The sequence below is a fragment of the Lysobacter sp. A286 genome, from assembly GCF_054052105.1.
Map to the genome: position 1 here is coordinate 1 of NZ_JBSVRJ010000003.1, position 14,950 is coordinate 14,950.

The following is a 14,950-nucleotide window of genomic DNA, read 5'->3' on the forward strand; positions in this document are numbered from 1 at the left end:
TCCGTGGCCGTCGCTTCATCTGCAACACTCCTTCCGCTTACGCGGTGGTAAGTGTGTTGCATCGACCGGTTGAATCCACCATCGATAGCGGACTCTCGCAGCAGTCGCGGTGCAGGTCGTGATGTCCGCTATCGGCCATAAGCGGACTTCAGTGATGGTCGACTACGGCACGGATGAGATCTCGGAGCACTACGCGACTCGAGTTCCTATTTTACCTCCCGTTCCAACATGCGACAACGGTCCCGAGTACATCAGCGGCGCCCTGCAGCAATGGGCCGAGCAACACGGCATCAAGCTGGATTACATCTAGCCAGGAAATCCGCAGCAGAACGCGTACATCGAGCGCTACAACCGCACCGTGCGTTACGACTGGCTGGCCCAACTGCTGTTCGACTCGATTGAGGAAGTGCAAGAATCGGCCACCCGTTGGTTATGGACATACAACCACGAGCGCCCGAACATCGCGCTCGGCGGCATCACCCCGATGCAACGATTGGCATTGGCCGCTTAGCTCCACTTTTGGCGGCTGCTGCCAATGGGTGGATTACCCCAGATCTTTGAAGTCTAGGGGTGAGTCAAGAGCAGCGTCCAACCCATGTTTTTGCGACGCTGATTCATGGCACGCAGTAGACCGCCTTGCAGGCGTCCACGTAGTCGTTCCAAGACGGCAGCGCAGAAATGATTTTTGTGATCGCTGGTCTACGTCTGCCGAGTGGTGAGCCTGGGCGCAGAAGCGGATCGATAGTCGCACCGTTGGCGCTCTTATACACAGCCCACTCTGACATCACCTTTCGTGTCGTTCTCACGACCTCCATATGGGACGGCTCCCCGGAATCGAAGGGCGGCGTCATCTCAATCGGCAATTTATGGATGTGCCGTTCTCCAAATAAGCCTCTGGACTGAAATTCCTTGATTACCTCGTTGACGGCCGAACTGTTGAGCAACCCCGTCAGGTAAACAGCCTCATCCTCCGAACCAACGCGGGCCCAGTAAAGCGTTTGATCAATCACTGTTTTGTCAGTAGCGAATCGCGCGGCGGGTGCAAAGGCAGCACATACATTCGACCCGCCAGCGCCCATCAGCACGAGCCAGCCGTCACTCCAAACCTGACTGGTCAGCTTCTTCCGGTTCGTGTCAAAGTACTGAAACATGGTTTGCGGTGTTGCTCCTGCGCCTAAGGCACTTAGCACCTTGTTGACGGCGTTCTTACTCGGCTTCCCCAGCGCGGAAATATCTGGGAGCGCTAGTGGCTGCCATGCTCCATTTTTCTCGATCGGAAGCAACCCTTTTGCTCCGTCACCGATATCAAACGGAGTTAGGTGATGCGACATCAGCACGTCCACGATTAGCTTGTCGCTGACGCCGTTTACTGTTAGCGAAAACCCTTTCAACACTTTAGGCGCCGCCTTCAAATAACATTCCTTAGAAGTCACGGTAATCGGAGAAAGATTCCACGATCCTGCGGCATTTTTCACGGCAGCATGGAAGATTACGGTTCTCGGCATCACGTCGGCGCCTTGGCGAAAGTTGGCAGGTTTGAATGACCCTGCGCTCACGTTGCCCACTGCCGGCCTGTCAGACCATGCAGTGCGCGCACCTTTTGCAATCCGTTTGAAGACGACTGCCGTGTTACCTGTCCTTGACACGTCTCGCCCTGAAATGTTTCCGGACATCGGCGCGGCTTTCGTCCCGAATAATACGATTGCCTCGTTCTTGAACGCCCCGCGCTCTATCCTCCACAGCTCGTCGACGCGCAAGTTAACCGACCGTTTGGCGTGGGCATACGCGCCTTCTCGAAAGGGACTATGGTGATGGGCGCTCAACACAGCGTCTGGCAAAATGCAGCCCAGTACAGAGCCATCTGTTAGGTAGCGATCGACCGCGTTGAGAAGGAAGATCGTTGCCATCTCAACATGAAGATGTGCGGGACCTGGCGGCGCAATGCCGAACTGTTTGGATCTCTCGCGAAGATCTTCTGTATAGGGATTGTTGGCAATCTTGCTTAGCGCGAGCCAAGGTGGGTTCGACACGAGCCCGTTGAAATTCCCTGACACCAGGCCCGGCCGATAGCTGTTGCGAAGAATGAACGACCAGATGCCGTTCCTGCCCGTGCGTTGCAGCTGCTCCAAAACATCCATGAGGGCGTCTGTGAAAACAATCAGCCGCTTCCTCTCGTCGCCCTCTAGCGCACTCGGGCTTCCAGAAATTGCGGCATCGACCATATCAGGGACAAACGCGGGCGCCTTCTTCGCTGGCGGCGCCTTTGCGCTAGCCATCGCCACATCATAAGCGCTTGCGAGAATCTTCTCGAAGAGCGATGCGCGCTTCGGCGAGACTAGGAACGCCGGCAGTTCAATCATAAGTCCGTCGAGCAGCAACTCATGGTGCTCTGCCCCCGACTTATCCGTTGACTTCGCAAGCGGGGTGGCCGAGAAGAGCGAGTCGGCATGGTAGATCGGGATGGCAACTGGCTGCGCGGGGTCTAGCCACTCTTTCGCGGCGATCACCCAGTTCACCTTGGCAAGCATTACGGCCAAAGGATCTATATCGAAGCCTGTGATCGAGTCTGCAAGGGCCACTATCGCTTCCGGCGACTCTGGACTGACTCCATCCGCTTTAAGACGACCCTTCACCTGCTTGATTACCTCGACGACCATGGCACCCGAGCCGCAACACATATCGACGAACTTGGCATCCGTGCCATCCGCTAGTTTCGACAAGGTGTTCGTGACGATCTTTTCTGCCAACCACGACGGTGTCCATTCCTGGCCAAGCAGAAGTCGCTGAGACCTGCTGGCCAGCTGGCTCATCAGCTCGCCGAACAGGTCTTCCGCCGGCGCCGAGGTGAAGTCATAGGCAAGCAGGTCCTCCTGGATACCCCGCGCCACCGGCAAGAGTGCTTGCGCGTGGGGGGCAGTGTTGAGCCATCCGAAATAGTCATACTCAACAAAATTTGCCAGGCCGCGATTCTCAAAAAAGACTCCATCCAGAATCTCGGCGAGTTCAGTATCGTCGCTTACGAGCGCTTTCTCGGAGATTAGGTTCGCGCAAATTAGCTTGGCGAGGGTGAGCACATAGAGCTCGTCGGCATAAACGCGCTGGCTGAACGTGCCCGAAGGTGCAGCTCCCCCTAGGTAGGAGACGAAGCCGTCCCAAAGATTCCGGATCAGCGCTGCATACTTCGGATCTGCCGTGAACGCGTCGCTGATCAGCGTGAGGATCCCGACCACGTGATGCCGGCTGAATGAGCTCGCGAAACCGAGGTCATACGAGAGGGTCGAAGCGCTTAGGAGCCTTGCGCCACGCCTCCCCAGGTGCTTGTCCAAGAACTGCCCAAGAACAATAGCCTCCGGCTCGCCTGCCGCCTCAAGGTCGCAGGCATCGATCTCGTCAAGTTCGAGGTGATCGCGCCCCAGGACGGTTGCGCCAGAAACAGCAGTGATATCTAGGACCTTGGAGACGCGGTATGCCCTCCATCTCACCGTGTCGGAAAGCACACCTACGATCAAATGCTGCGGATGCCCGGCGTTCAAGAGGTTGGCGCAATAGTCCTTGACCTGACCAAGACCGGTAACGAACTTCTGCTCAACTCGCAGATCCGATTCGTACTCGATGGCCGTCGCGCCGACCAGCGTGTCAACAAAACCATGCGCGCTCCTACCTGCCTTATTGAACCTTGCGAAGGTCTCAGCGCCAGTGGCGTGTGCCTTGATCCACCAAGGAACGTCAGGAAACATCCGTGGGAGATGTGCAGATAGGTTGTGCCGAAGCGGACCCTCTTTGGATCCTCCGGCCACGAGCTGGACGGTTTCTTGCAGGAAGACTAGTGCCTTCGCCTTATCAAACTTGGAGATCATGTCAGCCCGAGACTCCCTTCTTATGACCCTGCCGTCTCGCTCGCCCTTCCACGGCCAACTCTCGGAGAGCCTTGATGTCGCTCGCAGTGGCGCGTCTGCCGAGTGCAGCAAAGGCCACAACTTTGTCGATCTCTCCAAGCACTTCGGCTACTAGCTTCGAGGACTTCACGCGCGCAAGCTTTCTTCCCAAGGCCCCCAGCTTCTCGCACGCCTCGCTCGTGAGTAGTGGAACCGGTAGACGGCGGAGATGTGCGGCCTCAATTTTGAGCGCCCCGCCCCCCATTACCGATGCCGAAAGCTCTAACGTGGCCGTTGTCCACGCGCTGTTTAGCAATGCCAGCAACGCATACTTGTCCACACCCCCATCCTCGACCCATAGGGTAGCGAAGTTCGCGTCAACTACGCACTTCGCGTTTTGATTGAGAAACGCCTTAGGACTGCCTGCATTGATTCTCGCCATGAACACATCAGGCTGATGCCTTCTAGCGAACTCTGGCAACATGTACCAATAGCGAGGCGGCACACCGGTCTTAGCATTCCCCTTCCGCTCGTTCGGCGCGACCGCAGATAGCTGCCAGATGCGCTTTCTTTCGTGGTCATCGCCAAAGTCGACAGTCGCGACTTTCCTGACCAATCGTGCAAGATCAGCGGGCAGCGGCTTGAACGCTTTGGCCGCAACGGCGCCGCCACGCCGAATGTCCTCCGGAAGCGCGTTCCTCCTCAGATCGAGCACGCGGCCAGCAGGCATGTTTGGACCAACAAGGAATCCCGCTGGTAGGTCTTCCTGCTTTCTGACTGCTGGCGCGGCGAGGTCGGCCGGAACTTTCCACTTCATTCCGGGGAAAAGTCGCTCGAGCACGAGGTGAGCTCCCATTGCTTCGGCGTAGAAGAACGCATTCGCGCCTGTACGCAGACCTTGTCCGATGCCGACACCCAGCGATGTGAGCGAATGAGGACGAGGCGCGACGCAAGATCGACCAAGCCATTGATCGAGTGGATGCGGCACCAGAGGGCCCGCTTCGACGATGGTCTCACCCATCCCCGCAAACCACTTTTGTTTGGCGCAAGCGCCACGCAAATTGGCAGCCACCTTGGCCAAGGGAATGTGTTGGACCTTCACCATGTCGTCCTGATGGCCCGCCCCGGTAGCCAACCACGAGCGCGCCTCGCTCGCGAACGCGCGCTCTGGCGCCACTTTGTCCCTTCTCAGACGCGAACACGGTCCTAGGGGTCCCGACGCATTGCCCGATATCGCGATACGCGCGAACGAGTCCCCGACCACTGTGTCAAAGGCGCTGGCTTTCCGCGCTACGCGCCGTGCGACAAGGAGCGTGGTCTTTACCTGCGCGTCCGCGAACCAGCATGCGTGCTCGTCCTCGACGATGAACTCGATATCAAACCAACGCAGCAGCATGTAATGGACCACTGCAGCATATTCCCTGCTTAACCATGACTCCGGTACCACGAGCGCAAGGCGCCCGCCCGGAGAGACAAGCGCCGCGCATAGCAGCCACGAAGGCACCGCAAGATCGGCGAGACCTGAGTAGCCCTGCACGAGCTTCCCGAAAAGCTCCTTGTCGGTCGCGTCGAGGCTCGGCAAGAGCTCAATCAGCGACAGCAGTCCATTTCTGACTTCCACGGCGTCGGGCAGTGGAAATTCTTTCCCCGAGGCTTTTGACAAGCTCTGGTATCGCACATAGGGAGGGTTGGTGATCACTAGATCCCATTGCAGCCGGGGCAGGCCGCCGATAATCTTGGGATCGAACGCACTTCCGAGCGCACAGAACATGTCCGGAAGCCGGCCCTCACACAGCCTGAGCGCGAGAGGGTCGATTTCGACAGCAGCCATCTGCGCCGGCGAGGTTCCTAGCTCGGCACAAGCGGCAAGCAAATCGCCACTACCTGCCATTGGATCTAGGACCGAATGGCTCTTGTGCACACCTGCTAGCGCGGCCAGGACACGACCAAGCGCGGTCCCACTGAAATACTGGCCCAGCCGCTTCCTACGACCTGCCTCGTCGGCGAAGCCTTCTTGAGAAGCAAGCTCTGAAGCGGGGGTCACGGAGCAACCTGCCTTGGAGCGCCGGCAATCGCGTAGAACTCCCGGGCATCCATGTCTATCCGAACCCCCTCTAACAGACAGCGTCCTATGAAGATCGAATAGAGTTTCTGTGGGTCAGCGCCCGGCGTGGCGGCGATGACCTCTTCTGCGATCTTGGCGCAGACTTTTACTGATCGGGCGGAAGCGGGTTCTTTAACCAGCAGGAGCAGCGGGTCACCCTTTACGGCAACTTCGGAGACGACCTGCTTAAAGCTCGCCTGAATCTTGTCGAGGATACTTGTCGCTTTCACCACCAGACCTGCGCCGCCATACGCCGACGCCAGGGCCCGCCAGATCTCGGAATGTGCCGAGTGAAAGACAACAGTGGCTTGGCCGCCCGGCTTCAACACGCGCGCTATCTCGCCGAAAACATGCTGCATCATCCGTGCATAGGTATCGACGCTCTTTCCTTGCGCTTCGCTCACTATGATCTCTTTGGATCGATCTGTGGCTTCTCCCAACCAGATCTCGTTGATCTGATTGATCTCCGCGTAGGGGATGTAGTCTCCAAACGGCGGATCGGTGAAGACGTAGTCGATCGATCCATTCGGCAGTGCCATTGCTTCGCTACTTGCGTTATGGACGACCACTTGGCTCTTGCTACCGTAAATTAGCGCGAATGCATCCGTGAACGCTTTTGCCTTTCTCTGCACTCCCGCGATAACGTTCTTCTCTACAGGTAGTCCGCTGACGTAGAGGACGCCGCTCTGCGCGCCGGTGAGAACGAGGTCCTTTTGGCTCTTTTTGACGACGACACGAGCCATGAGGGTTGAGTGCGAAGCGTTGTAGCTCAAAATCAAGAGCTTTAATGCTTGGCGAAGTTCGTCGTCGAATTCGTCGGCAAGCTCCCACAGCGTCGCCACCGCGATAAAGTTCCTTGGCGTGTAGAAGTGGTGCAGCCTCTCGATACCTCTGTGGTAACCCGTCCGGCGGAGGTCTCCCCAAACGAGTTCCTCGTTTGGAGCGGAGCGCGGGATCGTCAGCGCCTCCGCTGCCAATGCTTGTTCGATGTCCTCCGGCGTAGACTCGCGCTGCCACTTGGCGTTTCCGGTTCTACCGTAGACGCGCACGGGCACACGCTTTTTCCGCTCGACAGTTGCACCGAAGACATCGGGCGCGGCTTCGATTGCTCGCGTGCATGCTCGGATTTTGATGGATCTAGCGCACTCTGCGCAGGTGAACTCTTCAGCCATGGACAGCGGAGCGTGTCGCACTGCAGCGTCCCAGTAAGCCGTTTCTGCCTCACACTGTGGGCACACCAAAATATCCGACCAGATCATGTGACGAATGGTGCCCGCCTGACCGGACGGATCCTTCGCAGCGTAGAGATCGTGCAGCTTCAGCGAGGCACGGCGACACAGTTCATTCGCCGCTTTTGAGAATTCGTCCGGATCGATTGGCGAAGAAAGAGTTTTCGCGACGAACGCGCCCAGCGTTCCGACCTCAAAAAGAACGGCCTTTCTAGGGCCCCATCTTGGCGCGATACCGAGCGACTTACACATCGACAACATCGCTTCTGTCGGCCGGTCGCAAAGCATGGCGGCAAGGCCAGTAGTTCCGCTCCCGCCGAACGCGTCCAAGACGGTTTGGCCGGGCTGAGTGTGGGCTGCGATGAAGACCGCGATAACCTCGGGCGAGATCTTTGTCGGATAAGAGAATGCGTTGTAGAGGGGACCAGTCCTCTTAGAAGGCAACGAGGACTCGTAGAGTCGGCTTACAAAATCAGCCGCGTTATTCTTGGATTGTTTCATCCGCTCACTTCTTTATGATCGAGTACCCCATCCATCTTGCGGACGGCGACCTTTCGTAACTGGACGGACTAGTCCGCCGGCCTCAGGTTAAGGGACCAATCCGCTAGAAGATCCTCACCCCCCAAGGAAGTTTTGAGCAGTAGCCCTGCATTCGGCAAATTTCTCGACACGGTGCGCTTTCCACGAGGAAAGGTAGCGACTAGGCTTCGCACAAGCTGCGACGGCCGAACTGCATCTCCACGGATGAGTCCGGCCGATATCGGATGGGCCACACAGGCTGATTCTGACTCGCCCCCGAGAAGAGCTTGGCCCGACGGGCAGATTGCCGTGTCCTACTCTAACCCAAGATCCGCCGGTAGGTCCGCATTCCGACCTGCCAAAACAGACCGCACCACTGAGGCATGCCGTTGGTTCTCTTCGGGTTGAAGGCCTTGTGCTAGGCCAAGAAAGAAGTGGTTAGACGCTAGCGCCTCGGGTAAGTCAGGATGAGCTGTTCCGGCCGCCCATCGCCCGCTCAGTGGTGCGCGTCTTACACCGATTCCGTCTTGGCTCCAACCGGCTTACGTCTCGCGCTCGCAATTCGATGATCCTCTTGCCAGTGCTCTTCGCGTCAGCACAAATAGCACGCAATCTAAGCCGCCCAACAGGGGCACAGCGTCGTTCCCCGAATGGATCAGGCGATTCCTACGGTAGTCATGGGGCTCTAGCTGATAGCGATCCAGCGGAGCTAGGTGCACCTTAGACTTGCCGCTTGTGTCACTAGATCGGGTGACCACCATCGACAGGATGTCCGGGGTGCCGTGAAGCGCGTGGCCCAGCTGGCAGGGCGGCAACACCCCGATCCGCTGTGACCACGATGCCAAGACGCAATTTGCTGCCAGCGATACGTGCATTTTCCGCGCCAGCAGCTCCGGAGACTCTCGGCAGGCCCGTCGGATCTCAAGCTGCGTGACCGTGCGCCTAGTCAAGAACGGCCGATAGCCAGGGCTGCCTCCGATGAAGGCAACATCCTCGCGCGCGGACCCTAACTCCCTTGCACACGCCCGAATCGCTGTAGGAGCAGAGTGCCCGGCAGCACGACGCGGCACGACACGTCGCCGGAACACTCTACAATGGCTCAGCGACCGCGTGGAACATGATGAGAATCAAAAGGTTACGGACTCTCACATACTGCTAGTAGTTTTGTCTCACTAACAGGTTGTGGGGCCACGCGCCGGATCTGCAACGAGCCGGCGGGCGTTCCGCTATCCGCTGATCCTTGGCCCACGCGCTGCGCCCCATTGCCGCCTGCACGTTTCACGGCTGGGCGGGATAATGGCCCCCAATGTCTCCCAGCAACACGGAACCGCCATGACCCCGGAACAACTGCTCGCCACCTACGGCCCCCGCGAATCGATGGAGTTCGACATCGTCGTGGTCGGAGCCGGCCCGGCCGGACTGGCCACCGCGATCCGCCTGCGCCAACTGGCCGCCAGCAAGGGCCACGAGGTATCGGTATGCGTGCTGGAGAAGGGCTCCGAGCCCGGCGCGCACATCCTGTCGGGCGCGATCATGGACACCCGCGCGCTGGATGAATTGTTGCCGGACTGGAAGGAGCGCGGCGCACCCCTGCGGCAGCCGGTGACCCGCGACGAGTTCCTGTTCCTGAGCGAGACCGGATCACTCGCGACGCCCGGTTTCCTGCTGCCGGGCTGCTTCGACAACCACGGCCATTACATCGCCAGTCTGGGCGAGTTCACCCGCTGGTTGGCGCCCCAGGCCGAGGCGCTCGGGGTGGAGATCTTCCCCGGTTTCGCCGCCGCCGAAGTGCTTTACGACGAGGCCGGCGCGGTGATGGGCGTGGCCACCGGCGACATGGGCGTGGGTAAGGATGGCGAGCCGACCGCGCAGTTCCAGCGTGGGATGGAGCTGCATGCCAAGTACACGGTGTTCGCCGAGGGCTCGCGCGGCAGCCTGGGCCGGGAGCTGATCGCCAAATTCGAGCTGGACAAGGGCTGCGACCCACAAAGTTTCGCGCTCGGCGTCAAGGAGCTGTGGCAGGTCGACCCGGCCAAACACGAACCGGGATTGGTGGTGCACACCTCCGGCTGGCCGCTGGACTCGGACACCTACGGCGGCTCGTTCGTCTACCACGCCGAGGACAACAAGGTCGCGATCGGCTTCGTGGTCGGACTGGACTACAGCAATCCGTGGCTGAGTCCGTACGAGGAGTTCCAGCGCTTCAAGACCCACCCGGCCATCCGGAAATACCTGGAAGGCGGCAAGCGCATTTCCTATGGCGCACGCTCCATCACCGCTGGCGGGCTGCTGTCGCTGCCCAAGACCGTGTTTCCCGGCGGCGCGCTGGTCGGTTGCGAGGCCGGCTACCTCAACGCCAGCCGGATCAAGGGCAGCCACGCCGCGCTCAAGACCGGCATGCTCGCCGCCGAGGCGGCCTTCGAGGCGCTGTCGCAAGGCCGCTCGCGCGACGAGTTGCTGGCCTATCCGGCCGCGTTCGAGAACAGCTGGCTGCACGAGGAGCTGAAGCTGTCGAAGAACTTCAAGCAGTGGTTCAAGAAGGGCCGTCTGCTGGCAACGCTGATGACCGGCATCGAGCAATGGCTGCTGCCGAAGCTGGGCATCCGCAACCCGCCGTGGACGATCCACCACGCCAAGGCCGACCACGAGTGCCTGACGCCGGCCGCGCAGTCCGAAAAAATCGTCTACCCCAAACCCGACGGCGTGCTGACCTTCGACCGGCTCAGCTCGGTGTTCCTCAGCAGCACCCATCACGACGAGAACCAGCCCAGCCACCTGACCCTCAAGGACGCCAGCATTCCGGTGGAAGTGAACCTGGCCGAGTACGCCGGCCCCGAGGCACGCTACTGCCCGGCCGGTGTGTACGAGTTCGTCGGCGAGGCCGGCCACGAGCGGCTGCAGATCAACGCGGCCAACTGCGTGCACTGCAAGACCTGCGACATCAAGGACCCGACCCAGAATATTGTCTGGGTCACCCCGCAAGGCGGCGACGGCCCGAACTACGCCGCGTTGTGACGACCGGCCGGCACACGGCCCGCGCGCACCGCCTCCCCCTCCTCCGCATTTCGAGAGACCCATGACCGCAATGACCAGCCCCGGCGCCCGTTTCCGCCACGCCCTGACCGAAGAGAAGCCGCTGCAGATCGTCGGCACCATCAATGCCAACCACGCCCTGCTGGCCCAACGCGCCGGTTACCGCGCGATCTACTTGTCCGGTGGTGGTGTCGCAGCCGGCTCGCTGGGCCTGCCGGACCTGGGCATCAACACGTTGGAGGACGTGCTGGTCGACGTGCGCCGCATCACCGATGTCTGCGAGCTGCCGTTGCTGGTCGACATCGACACCGGCTTTGGCGCCAGCGCGTTCAACATCGCCCGCACCATCAAGTCGCTGATCAAGGCAGGCGGCGCCGCCTGCCATATCGAAGACCAGGTCGGCGCCAAGCGCTGCGGTCACCGCCCGGGCAAGGAGATCGTGTCGCAGGGCGAGATGGTCGACCGGATCAAGGCCGCGGTGGATGCCAAGACCGACCCGGACTTCTTCCTGATCGCCCGCACCGATGCGATCCAGGTGGACGGCGTGGACGCGGCGATCGAGCGCGCGATCGCGTGTGTCGAAGCCGGCGCGGACGGCATCTTCGCCGAGGCCGCCTACGACCTGCCGACCTACCAGCGTTTCGTGGATGCGGTGAAGGCGCCGGTGTTGGCCAACATCACCGAGTTCGGCCAGACCCCGCTGTTCACCCGCGACGAGCTGGCCTCGGTCGGCGTGGCAATGCAGCTGTACCCGCTGTCCGCATTCCGCGCGATGAACAAGACCGCCGAAGCCGTGTACACCGCGATCCGCCGCGACGGCCACCAGAAGAACGTGGTCGACCTCATGCAAACCCGCGAGGAGTTGTACGAGCGCATCGGCTACCACGAGTTCGAGCGTCGCCTGGACAAGGTATTCAGCGACGCGAAGTAAGTCGCCGCCCGCCCGGCGAGACCCTCGTACTTTGGATTTAGGGCGCGACAGTGTCCGCAGCAAGGCCCGACAAGACTTTGCGAAGATTCTTGACGGCCGGACACTGCGCGACACCGTGGCGCTGGGCAAGAAATGCAGGATCGTTGTAGCCCAGCCATGTGTGAGCCGACGCGTCCTCCCAGACCAGGGCCTTCAGTGGAAGGTCTATGCCGATGGACTGGGCACATTCCATGAGTGGTGTGCCGCCTTGCGGGTTGCCAAAGATGAGCACCTCCGTTGGACGTAGTGTCTTGCCTACCTTGGTCGCTCCGGCTGCATGATCAATGCGCGCGAACACTTTGAGGCCATGCTGTTTTGCCAGCCCTTCGAAGCGGCTCATTGTGTCGGCAGCGCTGTGTGGACTCTCGACAACCACGAGTCCGTCTGCAGCTGACGCAAGCGAGGCGAACGAGACAAGGAGAGCGGCGAGCAATGGGCGCAGCAGTTTCATGAGTTGCTCCTATGACATGGACCAGCAAGCGATACGGCGCGCCCGGCTAAGTCGAGACGCGCCCGATGTGGCGCATGCGGAAGGCCTTACCGTGGCACGGGCAGCGCAGCGGGAATGATGTAATCGGTGACAAGGTTTTGCAGCGGATACCAAGTGGAGAACTCGCCGTAGCTGCCAGCAGTGATGGCCACGGTCAGGTCCAGTTCCGGCACCACGATCACAAACTGGCCGCCGTTGCCCTCTGCGGCGTAGGCGCGGTAATCGTGGCCCTGTACCCGAAAGTGATGCAGATGCCATGCATAGCCGTAGTCGTGATTGGGGCCTAACGTGGTGCGCCGGGTGACGGACGCGTCGATCCAGGCCGCATCGACCAAACGTTGTCCATGCCAGACCCCGCCATCCAGATACAACTGCCCCAGCTTGAGCATGTCGCGCGGACGCAAGCGAATACCGCCGGCCAGGTAGGCATCGTCGTCCGGCATCAGGTTGATGTGATAGCCGTGCATCTGCATCGGTCGCGCGATCCAGTCGCGGAACAATTCGGTGAGTGGACGACCCGTCGCGTGGCGGACCGCGCCGCCGAGCAGGTTGATGCCAGCCGAGCAGTACACGGCCTCGTCGGCGCCGGGCTTTTGCGCCATCGGCAGGTTCAAGGTGTAATGGTACCAATCCGGGTCGTCTTGCTGACCCTGCATCGTGTCTTCGCCGCCCGGCGATTCGCTATTGCCGTCGTCGCAGGCGAGGCCGGAGTTCATGCTCATAAGGTTGCCTACGGTGATGGCGCGTTTGGCCCCGTCCACGTTCGCCAGTTTGTCGTACTGGGGGAACAGCGAAAGCACGGGGGTCTTCGCCGACAGCTCGGCGCCGTGATCAATCGCCATGCCAACCAGCAGGGAAGCGAACGACTTTCCGGCGGAACGCGTGTCGTGCGCCTGTTCGCGCGAGTAACCGTGGAAATAGGCCTCGAACGCCAGCTTGCCGTGTCGCGCCACCAACAGCCCGTGTACCTGCGGATTGCCCGGTTCGGGCGCGGCGAGCGTATCAACATGCTGCAGCAGCGCGGTCATCGGCGCCAGCTGCATGCCCACATCGCCCAGTGTCGCCGTCGTCCAGCCGTCATCGACGGGGACCGGCACCTGGTACGCATTGTGCGCGCCAGCCGGAGTCGTCACGTAGTAGCCGAGCGCATGATCGCGGTCGCGCCGCGTGAACGGAAACACCGCAATGCCTTGCCAGTCCATGCGTAGTTGATCCGTTTCTTCGTCGAATCGGCCGTTCAAGGCCCAGCCCTCGCGTTTCGGGTCAGTCAACACGACCGTATCGCCGTCCACATCCACGTCATAAGCCCGACCGCGACCGAGGTTGTACTCGGGGTTGCTCAGGAAGGCCACAAACGAGTCGTCTGGCGTGCGCTGGATATTGAGGTACTGCGTCAGCCGGTCCACCAGGGGCCGCACCCGACCAACCCAGACGTGGTCGTGGCCATGCGCCAGGACCACCGGGGTCGCGTAAGCGCTGGCCAGAGTCAGGCCGGGGGGCTGAGTCCAGAAGCCATCGATGTTGCCGTCGACAAGTTGTCCACGAAAGTGACCCTGTCCGCCGGGCATGGCGAAGCTGACATGATCGCCGTCGCGCACGACCGGGACCGACATTCCACCCACGCTCGCCTGCCACGGTGTCTGTCGCCCATCCACGGTGAGGGTGCCCGCCAACAGCGGGCCGGAAACCGTCTCGTTACCCCACAGTCCGACGACGTCGGGTGGATCAGCCGCACGCGTGGTCGCGGAAATCACCAGCAACAGGCAAAGCAGGGCAACGCGCATCGGCAGCACCTCGGGATGGATGGCAAACCTTGACCGCCACGGCGATCCGGACAGCCATCATTGTGCGCACGAAAGCGGCAACGGTCTTGTACGGGTTGAACCTGGCTGCCGCTGCGCCGACCAGGCACGTTGACGGTAGCTACCCGGCGGCAGGCCGAAAGCTTCGCGGAAGGCGCGGGAAAAGTGCGCCTGGTCGAAGTAGCCGCAACGGATCGCAATCTCGCTCATGTCATGCGCATCACTGGCCAACATCGCTGCGGCAAGATTCAGGCGCAGGCGACGCCGGTAGGTGCCGGGCGAGCAGCCAAAATGCTGGCGGAAGGCGCGCGCCAGATGCACTAGGGTGCACATCGCAGCCAGAGGCGACGCCCGCCAGCCCAAGAGGACTGTCGAGATCCTCGTGCAGGCAGTCGCGCGCGCGCAGCAGCCAGCGGGGCGCCTGCTCAAGGACTTCCTGGTAACGCGTCGCCGTGGCCGTCAGCAACTCCACGCAAAGCGACTCCAGCGCCAACGCGCCGTCGTCCTCGGGGTGGGTCAATCGCAGCGCCGCCTGCAGCGCGCCCGGACCAAGTGTCACCGCATAGTCTGGCAGGACCAGCACCTCTTCCAAGCCACGCTGCGCCGCCAACGACATCGAGACAGTGACGAACCGGCCGGACTCGCTGCGAAAGCGATCGCGGTGCAGGGTTCCTGGCGGGTTGTACACAAGGATCGGCCCTGCCTTGCTGCTGGACACCTTGCCGGCGCCGGCCAGGCCGCGCGCGAAGGACACGTAGTCTCCCTCCAGCACCAGGACAAAATGGGCCTCTGCGTGCGCGTGCTCGACGACGCCGTCCTCCGGCACCGTGGGCACCAGCTGCGATACCGAAAACCCGGGTGCGCGCCAGGTCGTCTGACGCGCACCGAGAAACTGGTCATGCTCGAAAACGTTTCGGGTCATGGCGCC

9 protein-coding genes and 1 pseudogene are annotated in these 14,950 nt (G+C 61.0%); 3 read left to right on the top strand and 7 right to left on the bottom strand.

Features of this window, described 5'->3' with window-relative positions; all coding sequences use genetic code 11:
* Positions 1-214: 214 nt before the first annotated feature.
* A pseudogene (locus ACW7G0_RS11685) lies at positions 215-511 on the top strand (transposase); the annotation flags it as partial.
* 103 nt (positions 512-614) lie between these two features.
* Here the strand turns inward: ACW7G0_RS11685 and ACW7G0_RS11690 are convergent.
* Genes ACW7G0_RS11690 through ACW7G0_RS11700 form a run of 3 tightly spaced genes read right to left on the bottom strand, consistent with a single transcriptional unit; the run spans position 615 to position 7,709 of the window.
* Positions 615-3,857, bottom strand: a complete 3,243-nt coding sequence (locus tag ACW7G0_RS11690) for an N-6 DNA methylase (protein WP_456989772.1) — start codon at positions 3,855-3,857, stop codon at positions 615-617.
* A 1-nt stretch (position 3,858) separates the two neighbouring features.
* On the bottom strand, positions 3,859-5,919 hold the full coding sequence (locus tag ACW7G0_RS11695; RefSeq protein ID WP_456989774.1) for an Eco57I restriction-modification methylase domain-containing protein: 2,061 nt from the start codon (positions 5,917-5,919) through the stop codon (positions 3,859-3,861).
* Positions 5,916-7,709, bottom strand: a complete 1,794-nt coding sequence (locus ACW7G0_RS11700; RefSeq protein ID WP_456989776.1) for a DNA methyltransferase — start codon at positions 7,707-7,709, stop codon at positions 5,916-5,918. Before ACW7G0_RS11700 ends, ACW7G0_RS11695 begins: the two co-directional genes overlap by 4 nt.
* Positions 7,710-9,059: 1,350 nt before the next feature.
* Here ACW7G0_RS11700 and ACW7G0_RS11705 point away from each other — a divergent pair.
* Positions 9,060-10,742, top strand: a complete 1,683-nt coding sequence (locus ACW7G0_RS11705) for a 4Fe-4S dicluster domain-containing protein (protein WP_456989778.1) — start codon at positions 9,060-9,062, stop codon at positions 10,740-10,742.
* A gap of 61 nt (positions 10,743-10,803) precedes the next feature.
* Positions 10,804-11,691 (top strand): methylisocitrate lyase, encoded by an 888-nt coding sequence (gene prpB / locus ACW7G0_RS11710; RefSeq protein WP_456989780.1) that lies wholly within the window; start codon positions 10,804-10,806, stop codon positions 11,689-11,691.
* Between the two features lie 37 nt (positions 11,692-11,728).
* Here the strand turns inward: prpB and ACW7G0_RS11715 are convergent, their stop codons facing one another.
* The 4 genes from ACW7G0_RS11715 to ACW7G0_RS11730 form a co-directional block, all read right to left on the bottom strand.
* Positions 11,729-12,181, bottom strand: coding sequence for a DUF302 domain-containing protein (locus ACW7G0_RS11715; protein ID WP_456989782.1), 453 nt, complete (start codon positions 12,179-12,181; stop codon positions 11,729-11,731).
* Between the two features lie 86 nt (positions 12,182-12,267).
* Entirely contained in the window at positions 12,268-14,004 is a 1,737-nt protein-coding gene (locus tag ACW7G0_RS11720) for a serine hydrolase domain-containing protein (RefSeq protein ID WP_456989783.1), read from the bottom strand.
* 57 nt (positions 14,005-14,061) lie between these two features.
* Complete coding sequence (locus ACW7G0_RS11725; protein WP_456989785.1) at positions 14,062-14,355, bottom strand: helix-turn-helix transcriptional regulator; 294 nt, start codon at positions 14,353-14,355, stop codon at positions 14,062-14,064.
* Positions 14,243-14,944 (bottom strand): hypothetical protein, encoded by a 702-nt coding sequence (locus ACW7G0_RS11730; RefSeq protein WP_456989787.1) that lies wholly within the window; start codon positions 14,942-14,944, stop codon positions 14,243-14,245. Before ACW7G0_RS11730 ends, ACW7G0_RS11725 begins: the two co-directional genes overlap by 113 nt.
* Positions 14,945-14,950: the final 6 nt, after the last annotated feature.